Source organism: Kitasatospora cheerisanensis KCTC 2395 (assembly GCF_000696185.1).
Taxonomy (GTDB): Bacteria; Actinomycetota; Actinomycetes; order Streptomycetales; family Streptomycetaceae; genus Kitasatospora; species Kitasatospora cheerisanensis.
Genome location: NZ_KK853997.1, coordinates 5,917,701 through 5,934,269, shown reverse-complemented (window position 1 = coordinate 5,934,269; position 16,569 = coordinate 5,917,701). Strand labels below are relative to the sequence as shown.

Genomic DNA, 16,569 nt, shown 5'->3' with positions numbered 1-16,569 from the left:
CGCCCGCCACGCCGTCCGCCCGCTCCTGCTCGCTGACGCACAGCACGGTGCGGGCCCAGCGGGTGGCGAACCGCTCCCAGCGCAGGCTGGCGTCGGCCAGCGCGCCCTCGACGGCGGCGAACGACCAGGCGTGCGGCTGGAACACGGTCGGCAGGTCGCCGCGGGCGGCCAGCCGGCCCGCCAGTCCGGCCTTCGCGCTGTGCAGGTGCAGCACGTCCGGTGCGGTGCGGCGCAGGATCCGGCGCAGCCGCCACGCCTCCCGGAGGGTGCCCGGTCCGGGCGAGCGTTCGGCGGGCCAGTCCAGCACCCGGGCGCCGGCGGCGGCGGCCTCGCGGGCGAGCCGGCCGCCGGGCGGGCAGGCCACCAGGACCCGGCAGCCGGAGGCCCGTTGGCCGCGGACCAGGTCGGCCACCACCCGGGCCACGCCGCCGTCGACCGGCTGGGAGACATGAAGGATCGTCAGCTGCACGGCCCGGAGCCTAAGTTGAGGATCCCGCCTGCCCAGGCCCGCTTCACCCTTCCGGGGAAGCAGAACACCCGTACGGCTGACCAGCCGTACGGGTGTCCGAATCGCGGTGGGGCTCAGCCGAGTTGGGCCGCCAGGTTGGCCAGCACCTGGTCGTGGATCCGGTTCAGGCCCTTCGGGGCGAAGGTCCGCTCGAAGAACCCGCCGATGCCGGTCGCGCCGGTCCAGCTCGCCTCGACGGTGACCTTGCTGCCGCTCGCGCCGGCCGCCGCGACCGTCCAGGTGATCACCATCGAGGAGTTGGCGTCCGTCTCCACCAGGGTGTCCGGGGTCGGCGCCGTCACCGTGAACAGGCAGTCCCGGACCCGCTTCTCGGTCGCCTGGAGCTTCCAGTGCACCTGGGTGCCCGCGCCGGTGCCGCCCGCCCGCACCTCGTACTCGCTGTACTGCGCGGGCAGCAGCTTCGGCCGGGTCACCGCGTAGTCGGCCAGCGCCTCGTACACCCGGGCCGGGTCGGCCCCGTACGTCCGCTCGGTGGTGGCGTGCACCTTGCCCATCAGCTCACTGCTCCTCGGATCCGGTCGTCCGCGCGTCCGCGCGTCTGCACTCGATAGCCGCCAAGCCAACCACCGCGGCCTGCCCCCGCCAAACCGGGAACCCCCTCGCGTTAGGGTGGGCGGATGCTGGAACAGGTGACGGCGCTGCGGTACGTCGATCCGCTGCGGGCGGGCGGGTCGGTGCCCGGCGTGGTGGAGGCCGACGACCTGGGCACGTACGTGGTGAAGTTCACCGGTGCGGCGCAGGGCGTGAAGGCACTGGTGGCCGAGGTGATCGTCGGCGAACTGGCCCGGCGGCTGGGCCTGCGGGTGCCGCCCCTGGTCCTGGTCGACTTCGACCCGGCGGTCGCCGCCCACGAACCCGACCAGGAGATCCAGGACCTGCTGCGGGCCAGCGCCGGACGCAACCTCGGCATGGACCTGCTGCCGGGCGCCCGCGACTTCACGCCCGGGATGATCGACGTCTCCCCCGCCGAGGCCGGCCGCGTCGTCTGGCTGGACGCCCTCACCGGCAACGTCGACCGCAGCGTGCACAACCCCAACCTGATGGTCTGGCACGGCAGGCTCTGGCTGATCGACAACGGCGCCGGGCTGATCTTCCACCACCGCTGGTCCTCGGCCCGCGCCTCGGTGCACAAGCGCTACGACCTCAGCGGCCACGCCCTGGGCGGCTACGGCCCCGACGTCGCCGCGGCGGACGCCGCGCTCGCCCCGCTCGTCACCCCCGAACTGCTCGCCGAGGTCGCCGCGTTGGTGCCGGACGCCTGGCTGGCCGACGAGCCCGGCTTCGACTCGCCGGCCGCGGTCCGCGCCGCGTACGTGGAACACCTCGCCGCCAGGGTCGAGCAGTCCTCCGCCTGGCTCCCCGAGGGCTTCGCCACCCCCGAGCAGATCCGCGCCGCCGAGGAGCGGGCCGCCGCCGCCCGCACCGCGGCCCGCCCCGCCTGGCTCAAGCAGGTCCCCAACCGCGCCGGCCTGGCCTCCGTCGAGTCGGACTGGTCCCGGCACGTCGACCGCGAAGCCTGACCAGCGCCCGCCTCCCGCCCACCGGGGCGCCACCCCCGGCCCGCGACCACCGGCACAGTTGACGCGCCGTCGGGCAGGTCGCGGCGGCGGCGAGGCGGACCGGACCGGCGGCTCCCGCTGTCCACCGACCCACGGCGGAGGCAACGGCCCGCGGCGCACCCGACTCACCGTCGGCCCCGCGGCGACCCCACCACCGACTCCCCGGCCGCCGGCCCCGCAGGTCTCGGCCCCCGTCGCGGTGGCGCCCGCCGGCCGTCTCCGGGCGAGGCGAGGCCACGGCACAGTCGACGCCCCGTCGGGCAGCTCGCGGCGCGCAGCCCGACCGCCGCCGGCCGGGTGCGGGCGCGACCGGAGTCGGGCCGCGCCCGGCCGGCGAGGGCCGGCTGACGGCGGGTCAGCCGCGGGCGGCCTTCGCCGCGGAGACGATGCCCGCGCCGTAGAAGCCGTTGTTGGCGGTGCTGCCCTCGCAGGTGGCGGTGTAGGCGCCGGTGCCGCCGGGGTTGAACACGCCGGTGGGGCAGGCGTGCGGGTCGGCCTGGTTCACCAGGAGGGTGCGGAGCTGCTCGGGGCCGGCGCCCGGGTGGGTGGAGGCGAGCAGTGCGAGGACGCCGGCCACGTGCGGGGAGGCCATCGAGGTGCCCGACATGTAGCCGTACTTGTTGCCGGGGAGGGTGGAGAGGATCGAGCCCCGGCGGTCGGGGGTGTCGGGGGCCTGGAAGGCGGTCGCGTCGCCGCCGGGGGCGGAGACGGTGACCTTGTTCAGGCCGTAGCTGGAGTAGTAGGACTTGTCGCCCTTCGCGCCGATCGCCGACACCGCGATCACGCCGGGCAGTTCGGCGGGCAGGTTGAGGCAGCTCGCGTCGATCGGCCGGTCGCCGGGGACGGTGTCGTCGGGGCTGCTGACGTCGACGGTCTTGTGCGCCAGGTCGATGTTCTCGTTGCCCGCGGCGGCGACGTTGAGGACGCCGCCCCGGCGGGAGTAGTCGACGGCCCGGCGGACGGCCTCGCTGATCGCGCCCTGGTCGGGGTCGTCGGCGCAGTTGAACATCCACGGGTCGACGAAGTAGCTGTTGTTGGTGATGGTGAAGTGGTGCTCGGCGGCCCAGACGAAGCCGCAGATCGCGTACTCGGGGTAGATGAACCCGCCGCCGTCGACGACCTTGACCGCGGCCAGCCGGACGCCCGGCGCGACGCCCTCGACGCCCTTGCCGTTCTTCGCGGCGGCGATGGTCCCGGCCACGTGCGTGCCGTGGGTGCTGCTGGTGGGCTGCCAGGACTGCCAGTTGGTGTCGGCCTTGCCGCTGAGGCAGGACGCGGAGAGCGACGGGTCGACGGCGGCGGCCAGGTCCTCGTGGGTGGCGTCGATGCCGGAGTCGAGGACGCCGACGACCACGTCGCGGCTGCCGAGGGTGGTGGTGTGGGCCTGGTCGACGCCGATCTGCCGCATGTCCCACTGGTTGGCCCAGAGCGGCTCGTTGCCGTCGGCGGCGGCGGGCGCCGCGGTCTCCTCGACGGTGGCTTCGACGTCGGCGGCCTGGATGCCGGCGGTGCGGCTGGCGCCGACCGAGTCGATGGTCTTGGACTGGCGCAGTCGGGCGGCGAAGCCGGGGTCACTGGACCGGGCGATCACCACGCCTATCTGCTCGTAGGAGGCGACCACGCTGCCGCCGGCCGCCTGGATCTCGCGCTCGGCCTTCTTGGTCTGCCCGTGGTTGGCCTTGGTGTTCACCACGTAGTTCATCGGCTGCCCGGCGGCGGCCGAAGGGGTGGCCGCGGCGGCGCTGCCGACCGGTCCGGCGAGGGCGCCGGCCGTGATCATTGCGAGACCGGCGGCGAGGAGTGCGGAGCGGCGGATCCGGGGAACTCTCATAGGGGTTGACCCTCCCGAGTGTCGGCGGCGCGGTCGAGGTGATCGAAGGCGCACGAATGGCCGGGAGACTATTCAGCCCATATGACAAAAATCAAGAGGTAGTAAAGCAATCGTCGTAGAACGGACGGGTGCCCGGTCCGCTGTCGGTCGGACCGGGCACCCGCGCTGGGGGGACGTGCGGCTGACGGAGGATCAGCCGCCGAACAGCTCACCGTAGGCGGCCATCGCCGTGGCGATGTCGGCCTGCGCCCAGAACCGGTGGTACGTGAAGGTCGGGGCGGAGCCGCCGTTCAGGTAGCTCTGCACCTTCGCGAACGACGGGTCGTTCTGGTACCAGGACCGGATCGACAGGAAGGTCGAGCTGCTGTTGATCGGGTCGCCGTTGGGCATGGTGCCGGTCCAGCCGGTCGGCACCGAGACCGAGTCCTTGAAGCGGCTGTAGTCGGTGCGCGTCTCGGGGACCGAGATGCCCATCGCGTCCTGGTTGTTGGCCCACATGCCGTCCAGCAGCTTCTGCGCGGCGGTCTTCGCCGCCGTGTTGCCGGACTTGGCGGCGTAGTAGGACAGCAGTTTGGCGTAGGAGCCGGCCACGCCCACGTCGTTGGTGTAGTCGACGACGCTCACGTGCAGGCCGGTGTTGGCGCCCGGGGAAGCGGCGTTCCAGGTGTCCGGCTTGCCGCTCCAGGACAGCGTGGACGGGATCTGGTAGCTGCCGTCGGCGTTGAAGGTGGTCTTGGACAGCGCCCAGGTCACCCACTTGTCCAGGATGGCCTTGGCCTTGGCGTCGCCGCTGGAGTAGTAGTACTCGGCCATCCGCTCCAGGCCCCAGGCCTGGAAGCCGAACCACTGGTTGGACGGCGGGTCGTGGTAGACCGGCGCCTCGTCGTAGAACATCCCGTAGAAGGTCGGGGTGCCCGCCGGCGGGGTGTCGTAGCTGCCGTTCCAGCTGTTGGTCGCGCCGCCCGCGATCGCGCCCTCGCTGGACTGCAGCCACTGGGTGAACTCGACCTGACGGGCCATCGAGGTGGTCCAGTCGCTCTTGCCGGTGGTCGACTTCGGGGCCATCGCCGGGTCGTTGACCAGGGCGTACGCGGCCATCGGGTTCTGGTAGCCGCCGTGCGCCGCGCTGTCGCCGATCCGCCAGGCCCAGCCGGCCGAGGTGTCGGTGGCGCCGCCCCAGGCGTAGTACCAGGAGAGCAGGTAGTGCTCGGAGTCCTTGCCGTTTCCGGCCGCGCAGGCGGTCGGGCCGACGCAGTTGCCGACCTTCTTGAAGTACTTGTCGAAGAAGGCGTACCGCAGGTAGTCGCCCATCTTGCCGGCCTTGGCCACCGTGGTGGCGACCTGCGAGCCGTTGCCCTGGGCCTTGGCCCAGGTGTCGGCCCAGTAGGCGGCCTGGATGGCGCGGGCGTCGGCGTCCGGCGCGTCGGTGAACTTCCACTGCTTGGCGTAGGAGCTGTCCTTGATGAACAGGTCCAGGTAGCCGTTCTTGCCGCCGTAGGTGAACTTGTCGCAGGTCGGCTGCGGGATGGTCTCCCACACCGACTCCTGCGCGCCGCGCTGGTAGGTGTTGATGAACGACGGCCCGGTGTCGGTCGGACCGGCCTCGCACTTGCCGGGCGCGTTGCCGTAGCCGTACACGTTGTCGACGTCCTGCAGCCAGTGCATGCCGTAGATGTCGTCGGTGCCGTACGCGCTCTTCAGCTCCGCGGCGATCGGGTCGTTGCCCGGGGTGGCGGAGGAGTCCATGGCCGACGGGTAGTCGCTCGGCAGCGGGTGCTCGGGCGCGTAGGTGGCCGGCTTGGACGCGTTGTACGCCGAGTTGGTGGGCTGGTCGGTGTGACCCGGGATCATGTACGTCTCCATGAGCGTCCACGCCGAGTTGAACTTCGACCAGTCCTTCGTCACCCGCCCGTACTGGGCCTCCAGCCAGAGCAGGTACGAGTACGCCTCCGAGGTGGTCTCGTGGCCCTGGTCGGGGGCCTCGACCAGCAGGGTCTCCACCGAGTGGTAGGGGATGCCCTCGGGCGAGAAGTAGCCGTTCGCCGGGTCCTTGATCTTGTTGTACAGCTGCAGGAACCGGTCGTTGTACACGCCGGACGCCGCGGCCAGTTCGGTCACCGTGACCGCCGAGGAGGTGTAGCCGGTGGCGGCGGAGGTGAAGGTGGCCGAGCCGGTGGAGGAGGCGTCGGCGGTCAGCGTGACGGTCTGCGCGGTGGACCAGTTGCTGGGCGTGAAGGTCAGCGTCCCGCCGGAAGTGACGGACAGTCCGGTGTTGCCCGAGGTGCGGGTGGTGGTGACGGTGACGTTCGCGCTCGGCTGGCTGGACAGCTTCACGGTGAAGCTGCCGGTCTTGCCCTGGTTCACCGAGAGCGTCACCGGCGTGGCCGTGACGGCCGGCCCGGACGCCACCGTGATGCCCGCCGGGGTGGACTCGCTGCTCGCGCCGAGGCTGTCGTACGCCTTGGCGTAGATCGAGTGGCTGCCGCTCGCCGCGCCCGTCCAGCTGAAGGTGTACGGGGCGGTGGTGGCGGTGCCGAGCAGCGTGGTGTTGTCGTAGAACTCCACCTTGCTGATGCTCGCGCCGTCCGCGGCGCTCGCCGTCGCGGACAGCGGGATCGTCGCGCCCGCCTGGTAGTTGGCGCCCGGCGCCGGGCTGGTCAGGGCGGTGGTCGGGGCGGCGTGCGCACCCGTGCAGGCGGTTCCGTTGACCGCGAACGAGGTCGGGGCCGCGTTGGTGCCGCTGTACGAGAAGTTGGCGCCGGCGCTGGCCGAGCCGCCGGCCGGGATGGTCCCGTTCCAGTCGGCGTTGACCACCGTGACGTTCTTGCCGGACTGGCTCCAGGTGCCGCTCCAGCCGACGCCGGAGAGCGTCTGGTTGCCGGCGTAGGAGTAGGTGAGCTTCCAGCCGTTGAGCGCGGCGGTGCCCTTGTTGTTGATCGAAAGGTTGGCGGTGAAGCCGCTGCCCCAGTCGTTGGCCGTGTAGTCGACCGAGCACTGGACGGCGGCGGCCGCCGCGGGCACCACGACGGCGGTGGACAGGCCGGCGGTGAGCAGGGTGAGGGCGGCGGTGAGCGCCGAAACCCGGTTGCGGGGTGGAGACATGACGGCTCCTCGGGTGGGGGTGGGTGGCTGTGGGAGCGCTCCCAAATATCGAGAGGGCCATCGGCGGTGTCAAGAGACTGCGCAGCCAATGGCAGGGACAACTCCCTTTCCTCCCAGCTCAGTTCGAAGACAAGCTGTGGGAGCGCGCCCATTCCGGCCACCCGCCCGCCGGTTCCGGACCTGAAACTTTCGCCCGGCGGCACCCGGGAGCCGCTCAGCCGCGCCCGTCCAGCGCCCGCGCCAGCCGCCTGCGCAGCCGGGCCGACGCCCCCGCCGTCCGCCCGAGCGCCCGCACCCCGTCGGCCGGCAGCTCCGGCCGCCGCGCCAGCGCGAGCGCCGCCGTGTAGGGCCGCTCCCCCGCCGCGAGGCGCTCCGCCACGGCCGCCAGTACGGCGTGCAGCACCGCCCCGTCCGCGGCGGGGTGTTCGGCCAGCAGGCCCAGCAGGCAGTTGTCGTTCCAGACGCTGTGCCGGGCCCCGGCCAGCACCGCCAGCGCGTCCGGCGGGGTGTGCGGGTTGACCGCCAGGGCCTGGTCCACGAAGGCGTACCCGGTGGCGGTGAGGGCGCGCAGCGCGGCCGGGTCGCTCGACTCGCGCGCCTCGGCGAGACGGTCGGCGGGCGTGGGCACGGTGGGCTCCTCCGGTCGGACGGGCCGTCATCGTGTCAGGGCAACGACCCGGCCTGCCATCGGGTTTCGGATCAGGGCTGTGCGGGCGCTCCGTGACCGGCCGGGAAGTCCTCGGCGAAGAGGGCGAGCAGGACCACGTCGAGGTGGCGGCCGGAGAGGAAGGCGTGGCGGCGCAGGCGGCCCTCCTCGGTGAAGCCGAGGCGGCGCTGGAGTTCCAGCGAGGGCAGGTTGTGGGCGAAGACCCTCGCGGTGGCCTTGTGGTAGCGGCGCTCCTCGAACTGATGGCGGATCACCAGCCGGGCGGCCTCGGCCCCGTAGCCGCGGCGGCGGTGCTCGGCGCCGACGGTGATGCCGTACTCGAACCAGCCGTTGCGCGGGTCGGCGCGGTGCACGCCGATCGAGCCGACCGGGGTGCCGTCGGCCCGCGACTCGACGATCAGGGTCCAGGTGTCGGCGGCCGGGTCGGCGGTGGCCAGTTCGCGGGCGCGGGCCTGCCAGCCCTCGGCGGAGCGCGGCGGGTTGAGCAGGTCTCCGAGCCGCTCCTCCTGCTCGGAGAGCAGCGCCAGCAGCGGCCCGTCCCCGGGCTCGACCGCTCGCAGCCGTACGCGTTCGCCCTGCCAGTAGCTCGTCATCCGGTCTTCGTACCACTCGCCCGGTCCGGCCGTCCGCCCGTTCCCGGGAGTCCCCGGTCTCCGTGGGGGGCTGCCGGTCGGGCGGGGCGGGTGCCTAGAATCGGCGGGCCCGGCGCGTGCGTCGATCAACTCCCGGACGCGCCCGGCCGGTTGGCGGCACGTCGAAGCGAGGGGCGATGGCGGGCGAGGAGATACCCGGGGCGCGGGCGGAGCTGCGGCGGCGCGGTGAGCGGCTGTTCGCCGAGGTCGCTGAGCTGCTGGAGGCGCTGGTGCCCGGCATGGCGCCGGTGGTCGGGCTCCCGGAGCATCCGGACATCACCGCCTTCGGCAATCCGCTGAGCTTCGCCTACCACCGGCAGGTCGCCTTCGACCGCACGCCGGACGCGGCGGACCTGCCGGCCCGGGCGAAGGCGGCGCTGGCCGACTGGCAGGTGACGGTGGAGCACACCGACTCCGGTTCGACGGTGCTGCACGCCTGGCGGGACGGCATGACGCTGCGCCTGCACCTGAACCCGGTGCGCGGTCTGACGCTCTGTCGGGCCGATCTGGAGCCGATGGCGCTGCACCTGCCGGAGGAGTTCGTCCGGCCGGAGCCGCTGCTCGCGCCGGAGAACGTCCGGCCGGGCCACGAACTGTGCCCGGAGTGCGAGGGGTTGGGCTGGTGCGAGCGCTGCTGGGGCCGCGGCTGGACGATGGGCGGCGTCACCTGGGGCGGCCGGACCGAGGGGCAGGTGCGCTGCGGGGACTGCCTGGGCAGCCGGGCGTGCCCGTTCTGCCGGGGCGCGGGCGAGCGTCCGCGGCGCTGAACCCGCCGCTCCCCTCCGCGATCCGGACCGGGCGGAAACTTCCCGGGTCGGGCCCGTGACGTCCCCGGCACCCCGGTACGTCAGAAGGGTGACAAGGTACGGAGCCGGGGGAGAACAGCGAACGTGGCACGAGCAGCAGTGCGCAGCGGCGACCTGGAGTACGCGGAGTTCGCCGCCAACCGGTCCGGCCCGCTCTTCCGTTCGGCCTGTCTGCTGACGGGCGGCGACACCCATCTCGCCGAGGACCTGGTGCAGGAGACGCTGAGCCGGATGTACCTGGTGTGGCGCAGACCGGGGCGGCTGTTCGGCGGCCGGGCGATAGAGAATCCGGCCGGCTACGCGCAGGGCGTGCTGTACCGGCAGTTCATCGACCACCACCGGCGGCGCAGTTCGAGCGAGCGCCCGGTCGCCGAACTGCCGGACCTGGCGGGCCCGGAGGACACCAGCACGCTGCGGATGACGCTGCTGGAGGCGCTGGCCCGGCTCGCGCCGCGGGACCGCGCGGTGCTGGTGCTGCGCTACTGGGAGGACGTCAGCGTCGAGGAGACCGCGGAAATCCTGCGCTGCCGCCCGGGTGCGGTGCGGTCGCAGTCCTCCCGGGCGCTGACCCGGTTGCGGGCCCTGCTGGGCGACGGCCTCAACGACCTCGCCGCGCACTGACGTGCCGTCAACGACCCTGTTCCCCTTTGCCCTTCTCACCCGGAGACGGTGATCACGCATGTCCGCACTGCCCGAGCACGACTTCGAGGACCGCTTGGCGCGGGTCTTCCACGAGACCGGGGAGAGCTTCCTGCCGGACACCCCGCGCCTGGCCATGGGCGGCGCGGCCCTCGGCCGCCGTCGGCAGCGCCGCCGGACGGTGCTGGGCGCGGCCGTCGCGGTGCTGGCCGTGACCGGGGTGTCCGCGGCCGTGCTGCCGCCCGTGCTGCGGACGGAGAGCGTCGCCCCGGCGGTGTCCGCCCCGCCGGCGCCGTCCGAGGTCGGCCTGATCCCGCAGGAGGCGCACCTGGTGTCCGCGGTGGCGGAGCGGCTGCCGAAGGGTCTGCGGGTGGTGCGCTCCTCCGGATCGACGCTCGGCGTGGCCGCGTTCCCGTCCGGCACGGCGAACGCGGTCCTGACCCTGGACGACGGCCGCGGAGCGAGCGTGCTCGGCGTGGACATCTACAACACCGTCGGGTGGGGCGGGTCCAAGGCGTGCGCGAGCTACCCGATCCAGGGCGTGAAGTGCGAGGAGACGACCGAGCCCGACGGCACCCGGGTGTCCGTCACCGAGTACACCACGCCGGACGCGGCGCCGAAGAAGTACACCGAGGTGGAGCTGAACTCGCCGAACGGGACGCGGGTCACCGTCGCCTCGTTCAACTCGGCGACCGCCTCGGGCGAGCCGACCCGGCCGGAGCCGCTGCTGAGCGTCGCCCAGCTGCGGGCGCTGGCCGCCGACCCGGGGTGGCGCACCTTCGAGGCGGCGCTGACGCCGGGCGTCCCGAACATCTCGGTGACCGGCATCCGGGTGCAGCGCCCCGACCTGCTGCCGCCCGGCCTGAAGGTGCTGACGAGCACCGGCGCCGGGCCGAACCAGCGGGCGACCCTGACGGACGGCAGGCGCACCGTCGAGCTGCTGGTCCAGGAGGAGAAGGCCGACCGGGCCGCGCAGAACTGGTTCGCCGAGGCCGCCGTGCTGGAGGACGACACCCGCCTCCGCAGCGTCGACGCCCGCCCCGTCCCGGGCTCGCAGGGCGCCACCGAGTCGATCGTCGACGTCCTCCGCCCCGACGGCACCCGGGTCCGCGTGACGGCCCTCAACCCGGCGGGCGCAGGCAGCCCCGAGGCCGGCAAGCCACCCCTGCTGACGCCGAGTCAACTCACCGCAATCGCCATGTGCCCGGGCTGGACGGTACCGACAGCGGAGCCGGAGAACCGCTAGGCGCGCTCCAGGAGCCGGGGCACCGCTGAAGGCTAGGCGCGCTCCAGGAGGCGGAGTTCATCCAGGGCGGCGCGGGCTCGGGTGGTGAGGTCGGCGTAGGGGGTCTCGTGGTGGGCGACGGGGAAGGTGACCGTGGGCGGGCGGGACGTCCACTTGTACTTGCCGGGTGCGGCCCGGCGCAGGTGCAGCAGGGCGCCGACCTGGTTGGTGGCGAAGGACAGCTCCAGCTGCGACAAGTCCCGGCCCTGCCCGGCCGGGTCGGTGAGGAACAGCGACTGGTGGCCCGAGTAGAACTGCCCGGCCCCCGGGATGCGCTGGTCGATCACCCGGGCGGAGCGCTCCGTGTAGCCGAGTTCGGCGAAGGCCGCGACGGCGGCGGCCGGCGCGGCGGTGGGCGGTATCCGCAGCGGGACGCGGTGGCGGATGCCGCCCGGCTTGGCCGGGGTGGTGCGCAGCGTGGCCCGCACGCCGACCCCGAAGTCGAAGCCCCGGCCCTCGTACTCGGTGAACGGGCACTCCCAGGGCAGCTCCCGCCGGAACCGCACCTGGTGCTCCTCGCCCGCGGCCAGTTCGAAGCAGTAGTCGTCGACGGTGAGCCCGCAGACCACCATCTCCAGGTGCTTGCCCCGGTGGCTGTAGGCGTCGGCCACCAGTTCCATACTGAAGTCGACCTGCTCCAGCGCCTGGCGGCCGGCCCGGACCACCGCCGTGCCGGCGATCCACCGGTCGGTCAGTTCCGGGTCGTCGAGCCGCAGTTCGACCTCGGGCGGGTCGGTGAGCTCCGCCTCGGGCCCGTTCTCCGACGTTCCTCGCTCGGCCACCGGCGGCCCCCTCCTCGGTGCGGTCAGGGGGCCGAGCATAGCCGGGCGGCGCTCTCCCGCCGCGGGCGGGTTTTCCCGGCCGGGGCGGCGTTAGGCTTTGCCCGAACTTTGCGCGGGGAGGCGGACGATGGGGCTGCGGAAGCTGCTGGGGATCGGCGACGGGAACGGCCACGACCCGCGGATCGACACCGTGATCGGCACCGTCCTCCCGCAGCCGGGGCAGCGGATCGAGGGCGAGGTGCTGTTCCGGGCGGGCTGGCTGAAGCTGCGGATCCACGATCTGCACCTGGACGTGGTGAGCAAGGCCCGCGACTGGGAGGGCACCACGGTCGACGGCGACGAGACCGACCTCCGCCCCGAGATCACGTGGTTCGACGTGGAGCGGAACACCGACCGCCGGATCGGCTTCCACGGCCGGCTCCGCTGGGACTGCCCCGTCACCGAGCTCGGCGGCCGGTCGACCGGTGTCGACCTGTCCCTGGTCACCACGCTCGGCTACGACTCGGACGACGTCCGGGACGTCGACTTCCTCCATGTGGCGGCCCTGCCGCTGCACGAGGCGGTGATGGACGCGCTGCTGGCGGAGGGCTACCGGTTCACCGGCTCGGAGCTGCTGGCGACCTCCGTGGAGGGCATCGACCACCGCAGCCTGCGGACCCAGGTCTTCCACGTGGAGGACCCGGCCGCCGACCCGGCCGGGTTCCCCGCGCTGGAGGTCGTCTTCGTCAACAACGTGGTGGGCGCGACGGTGTTCGTGCGCCGGGCGGCCCGCCAGTTCTTCTGGTGGAGCGACAAGCCGCCGGCGGTGTCCTTCCCGGTCGCCCACCACGAGGCCGGCGCCGCCGATCTCGGCCCGCGGCTCCGGGACGCGCTGGCCTCCCTCGCCGTGAAGGACCGGGCGCCGCGCTGACGGCCCGTCAGTACCGGTAGCGGACCGCCTCGATGATCTCCGCCGGGCCGAGTTCGGCGAACAGGGCGATCTCCGCCTCCCGGACGTCGAGCACCGACTGCCACAGCGGGTCGCCCATCGCGGCGCGCAGCACCTCGGACTTGCGCAGCGCGTCCGCCGCCTGCCCGAGGCCGGCGGGAAGGCGTTCGGCGACGCCGTCGGGGTCGCCGGGGGTCTCGGCGGGCAGCCGCAGGGCGGCGCCGAGGCCGGCCAGGCCGGCGGCCAGCACCCCGCCGACGGCCAGGTAGGGGTTGGCGGCGGCGTCGAAGCACTTGATCTCGGCGTTGGCCTGCTCGGGCGCGGAGCCGGTGATCAGCCGCAGCGCGGCCTCCCGGTTCTCCAGCCCCCAGCAGCGGTGCGGGCCGGACCAGTGCCCGGGGACCAGCCGCAGGTAGCTGGCGACGGACGGGGCGCCGAGGGCGAGCAGCGCGGGCAGTTCGGCCAGCACCCCGGCGAGGAAGGCCTCGGCCTCCCGGGTGAGGCCGTGCGGGCCGCTGCCGCCGTGGCCGAGGTTCTGGCCGTCGCGCCACAGGCTCAGGTGGAGGTGGCCGCCGTTGCCGACGCCGTTCGGCGCGGTGACGGGCGCGAAGCTGGCCCGCAGGCCGTGCCGCAGCGAGACGGCCTGCACGGTGTGCCGCACCAGCATGGCGGTGTCGGCGGCCTCGACCGGGTCGCCGGGGGCGAGGGAGAGTTCGAACTGGCCGTCGCTGTACTCGGGGTGGAGCTGGAGGACCGTCAGCTTCTGCTCGCGCAGGGTGCGCAGCAGGTCGCGCAGGTAGTCGCTGTGGCCGATCAGGCGGCGCATGCCGTACGCGGGGCCGGCCTCGCCGCCGTCGACGATCCATTCGACCTCGATGCCGGCCCGGACGGTCAGGCCGCGTTCGGCGAGCGCCTCGGTGGCGCGGCGGGCGAACTGCCGCTGGCAGCCGGGGTGCGGGTCGCCCTGCTGGGTCCAGCGGTCGCCGGGGGCCCAGGCCCAGCCGGGCTGAGCGGCGAGGCGGTGCAGCGCGGCCAGGTCGGGGACCAGCCGCAGGTCGCCGACCGGGCCGGCGGACGGGGCGAGCGAGTCGTCGACCAGGAAGCCGTCGAAGCAGGGCGAGGCGCCGAGGCCCCAGCGGGCGGCGTTCTCCAGGCCGCGGACGGGGACGGTCTTGACCCGGGTGACGCCGGAGTTGTCGACCCAGCCGACGATCACGCCGTCGACGCCCTCGGCCTCGATCCTGGTGGCGGCCAACCGGGCCTCGGCGGCGCGCTCGGCGCGCGGCTTCACGGTGCTCATGCACCCATGCTGGCCTGCGACGATGCGGTGTCCGGGCGACTCGGCCGACGGGTCACCCGTCCGTGGAAGCAGCAATGTGACGCAGGTCACATCAGATGATGAAATTCCGGGGACCAACTCCCCGTTTGAACCACTGTCCGCAGGGAAACGGGGAGTCCTTCCCCGCTCTCCACCGCCGCCCGAAGGGAGCGCACACACCATGACCACGGTCGCCGCCCCCCGCCGGCGCGCGGACGCCACCCGCAACCGCGCGCGCATCGTCGCCGCCGCCCGCGAGGCCTTCGTCGACCACGGGGCGATGGCCCCGCTCGACGAGATCGCCCGCCGGGCCGGCGTCGGCAACGCCACGCTCTACCGCAACTTCGCCGACCGCCGGACGCTGATCCAGCAGGTGACGCTCGCCGTCATCGAACGGGTCATGGCGCACGCGCACGCGGCCACCGCCGAGGAGCCCGACTCCTTCGCCGCGGTCAGCCGCTTCGTGCACGCCGCCGCCGACGAGCGGATCGGCGCGCTCTGTTCGCTGCTGTCCGGCACCACCGACCCGAACGACCCCGAGCTCGTCGACGCCCGCGCCGAACTGAAGCAGGTCACCGAGGACCTGATCACCCGGGCGCAGGACGACGGGCTGCTCCGCTCCGACATCGGGGCCGGCGACGTCCTGGTCGCCGTCTCCCAGCTCACCCGACCGCTCCCCGGCACCGGCTGCCTCGACCTGGACCGGTTCGTCCACCGTCACCTCCAGCTCCTGCTGGACGGACTGCGCACCGTCGCGCCGTCCCCGCTGCCCGGCCGTGCCGTGACCCTGGAGGACCTCACGCACCGCGTCTGAACCCCTCGGCCCCGCCCGGGCCGAACGGCCTCGCGCTCCACGACTCCTGACGGACCGTCCGACCTGACCGGTCTGCGCCGTTCCGCATGCTTCCGCACGTCTCGTACGCTCTCTCGCACTCACAGGTGGGTACCTCCATGTCCGAAACCCTCCAGCCGGATCCACGCCGGTGGAAGGCGCTCTTCTTCATCGCCCTGGCGCAGCTGATGGTCGTGCTCGACGCGACCGTGGTGAACATCGCGCTCCCCCGTGCCAAGGAAGACCTCGGCTTCGCCGACAGCACCACCCAGTGGGTGATCACCGCCTACGCGCTGGCCTTCGGCGGTCTGCTGCTGTTCGGCGGCCGGGTCGCCGACCTGTGGGGCCGCCGGCGGACCTTCATGGTCGGCCTGGTCGGCTTCGCCGCGGCCTCCGCGCTCGGCGGCGCCGCGGTCAACACCGCCATGCTGCTGGGCGCCCGCGCCCTGCAGGGCGTGTTCGGCGCGCTGCTCGCGCCGGCCGCGCTGTCGCTGCTCGCCGTGATGTTCACGGACGGCAAGGAGCGCGCCAAGGCGTTCGGCATCTACGGCGCCGTCGCCGGCGGTGGCGGTGCGATCGGCCTGATCCTGGGCGGCGCGCTCACCGAGTACCTGAACTGGCGCTGGACCTTCTACGTCAACATCCCGTTCGCCGTGGTCGCCATCGCCGGCGCGGTCATGGTCATCCGCGAGCCCGCCGTCGGCCTGAACCGCAACCGCCTCGACATCCCGGGCGTGCTGCTGGTCACCCTCGGCCTGGTCTCCCTGGTGTACGGCTTCACCCGCGCCGAGAGCGAGGGCTGGGGCGACGCCAGCACCATCGGCCTGTTCGTGGCCGCGGCGGTGCTGCTGGCCGCCTTCGTGGTCGTCGAGAGCCGGGTCTCCGCCCCGCTGCTGCCGCTGCGCGTGATCACCGACCGCAACCGCGGCGGCGTCTACCTCTCGCTCGGCATGGCCGTGATCGGCATGTTCGGCCTGTTCCTCTTCCTCACCCTCTACATGCAGGGCGTGCTGGGCTACAAGCCGCTGGTCAACGGCTTCGCCTTCCTGCCGATGGTGGCCGGCATGGTGACCGGCTCCACCCAGATCGGCGCCCGCCTGATGACCCGGGTCCCGGCCCGGTACCTGATGGCGCCCGGCTTCGTGGTCGCCTCGCTCGGCCTGCTGATCCTGACCCAGATCGACGTGAACACCTCGTACTGGCAGATCCTGCCCGGCCTGGTGCTGATGGGCCTCGGCATGGGCACCGCGTTCATGCCGGCGATGAGCCTGGCCACCTACGGCGTCCAGCCGCGCGACGCCGGTGTCGCCTCCGCGATGGTCAACACCTCGCAGCAGGTCGGCGGCGCGATCGGCACCGCCCTGCTGAGCACCGTCGCGCACAGCGCCGGCACCTCGTACGCGAAGGCGCACATGGCCACCGCCACCGACCCGAAGCTGTTCGCGCTGCAGACCCAGGTGCACTCCTACTCGATCGCCATCTGGGCCGCGTTCGGCATCCTGCTGCTGGCGGGCGTCACCGCCTTCACGCTGATCAACGCCGGCAAGCCCCAGCACGACGAGTCCACCGCCGCCGTCGAGGACGCCGTCCCCGTCATGGCGCACTGACCCGTCACCGCCCGCACGACGGCCCCGCCCGGAACTCCCGGGCGGGGCCGTC

The 16,569-nt window shown here is 73.3% G+C and carries 14 protein-coding genes and 1 pseudogene; 7 read left to right on the top strand and 8 right to left on the bottom strand.

What is annotated here, in order from left to right; genetic code table 11:
- Positions 1-13 precede the first annotated feature (13 nt).
- Together KCH_RS44965 and KCH_RS26795 are read right to left on the bottom strand one after the other, a co-directional pair.
- Positions 14-412 (bottom strand): annotated as a pseudogene (locus tag KCH_RS44965) (glycosyltransferase); the annotation flags it as partial.
- Between the two features lie 170 nt (positions 413-582).
- Complete coding sequence (locus tag KCH_RS26795) at positions 583-1,023, bottom strand: SRPBCC family protein (RefSeq protein ID WP_035867207.1); 441 nt, start codon at positions 1,021-1,023, stop codon at positions 583-585.
- A gap of 123 nt (positions 1,024-1,146) precedes the next feature.
- On the opposite strand from KCH_RS26795, the gene KCH_RS26790 reads away from it, so the two are divergent.
- On the top strand, positions 1,147-2,049 hold the full coding sequence (locus KCH_RS26790) for a HipA family kinase (protein WP_035867205.1): 903 nt from the start codon (positions 1,147-1,149) through the stop codon (positions 2,047-2,049).
- 394 nt (positions 2,050-2,443) lie between these two features.
- On the opposite strand, the gene KCH_RS26785 is transcribed toward KCH_RS26790, so the two are convergent.
- The 4 genes from KCH_RS26785 to KCH_RS26770 all read right to left on the bottom strand — a co-directional run bounded on the left by KCH_RS26785 (position 2,444) and on the right by KCH_RS26770 (position 8,281).
- Positions 2,444-3,919, bottom strand: a complete 1,476-nt coding sequence (locus tag KCH_RS26785) for a S8 family peptidase (protein ID WP_035867204.1) — start codon at positions 3,917-3,919, stop codon at positions 2,444-2,446.
- 192 nt (positions 3,920-4,111) lie between these two features.
- Complete coding sequence (locus KCH_RS26780) at positions 4,112-7,021, bottom strand: glycoside hydrolase family 48 protein (RefSeq protein WP_035867201.1); 2,910 nt, start codon at positions 7,019-7,021, stop codon at positions 4,112-4,114.
- Between the two features lie 214 nt (positions 7,022-7,235).
- Complete coding sequence (locus KCH_RS26775) at positions 7,236-7,649, bottom strand: hypothetical protein (RefSeq protein WP_035867199.1); 414 nt, start codon at positions 7,647-7,649, stop codon at positions 7,236-7,238.
- Positions 7,650-7,720: 71 nt separating this feature from the next.
- The gene (locus KCH_RS26770) at positions 7,721-8,281 is read right to left on the bottom strand and encodes a GNAT family N-acetyltransferase (protein WP_035867191.1); all 561 of its coding nucleotides are present in this window, start codon (positions 8,279-8,281) and stop codon (positions 7,721-7,723) included.
- Between the two features lie 176 nt (positions 8,282-8,457).
- Between KCH_RS26770 and KCH_RS37865 the strand changes: the two genes are divergently transcribed.
- The 3 genes from KCH_RS37865 (at position 8,458) to KCH_RS26755 (ending at position 11,011) form a co-directional block, all read left to right on the top strand.
- The gene (locus KCH_RS37865) at positions 8,458-9,087 is read left to right on the top strand and encodes a DnaJ-like cysteine-rich domain-containing protein (protein WP_051653481.1); all 630 of its coding nucleotides are present in this window, start codon (positions 8,458-8,460) and stop codon (positions 9,085-9,087) included.
- Positions 9,088-9,210: 123 nt separating this feature from the next.
- A complete protein-coding gene (locus tag KCH_RS26760) occupies positions 9,211-9,747 on the top strand; it encodes a SigE family RNA polymerase sigma factor (protein WP_084223939.1) in 537 nt (178 codons plus the stop codon).
- 58 nt (positions 9,748-9,805) lie between these two features.
- On the top strand, positions 9,806-11,011 hold the full coding sequence (locus tag KCH_RS26755) for a hypothetical protein (protein ID WP_035867187.1): 1,206 nt from the start codon (positions 9,806-9,808) through the stop codon (positions 11,009-11,011).
- A gap of 32 nt (positions 11,012-11,043) precedes the next feature.
- Here the strand turns inward: KCH_RS26755 and KCH_RS37860 are convergent, their stop codons facing one another.
- Positions 11,044-11,832, bottom strand: a complete 789-nt coding sequence (locus KCH_RS37860; protein WP_051653480.1) for a sporulation protein — start codon at positions 11,830-11,832, stop codon at positions 11,044-11,046.
- Between the two features lie 127 nt (positions 11,833-11,959).
- Between KCH_RS37860 and KCH_RS26745 the strand changes: the two genes are divergently transcribed.
- A complete protein-coding gene (locus tag KCH_RS26745) occupies positions 11,960-12,742 on the top strand; it encodes a sporulation protein (RefSeq protein WP_035867185.1) in 783 nt (260 codons plus the stop codon).
- Between the two features lie 7 nt (positions 12,743-12,749).
- Here the strand turns inward: KCH_RS26745 and KCH_RS26740 are convergent, their stop codons facing one another.
- Positions 12,750-14,060 carry a type I glutamate--ammonia ligase gene (locus KCH_RS26740; protein WP_084223937.1) on the bottom strand — a complete coding sequence of 437 codons (1,311 nt, stop codon included), beginning with the start codon at positions 14,058-14,060 and terminating at the stop codon, positions 12,750-12,752.
- Positions 14,061-14,259: 199 nt separating this feature from the next.
- Between KCH_RS26740 and KCH_RS26735 the strand changes: the two genes are divergently transcribed.
- Both KCH_RS26735 and KCH_RS26730 read left to right on the top strand, forming a co-directional pair.
- Complete coding sequence (locus KCH_RS26735; protein WP_035867181.1) at positions 14,260-14,892, top strand: TetR/AcrR family transcriptional regulator; 633 nt, start codon at positions 14,260-14,262, stop codon at positions 14,890-14,892.
- Between the two features lie 137 nt (positions 14,893-15,029).
- Entirely contained in the window at positions 15,030-16,517 is a 1,488-nt protein-coding gene (locus KCH_RS26730; RefSeq protein ID WP_035867179.1) for an MFS transporter, read from the top strand.
- The last annotated feature ends 52 nt before the right edge of the window (positions 16,518-16,569 follow it).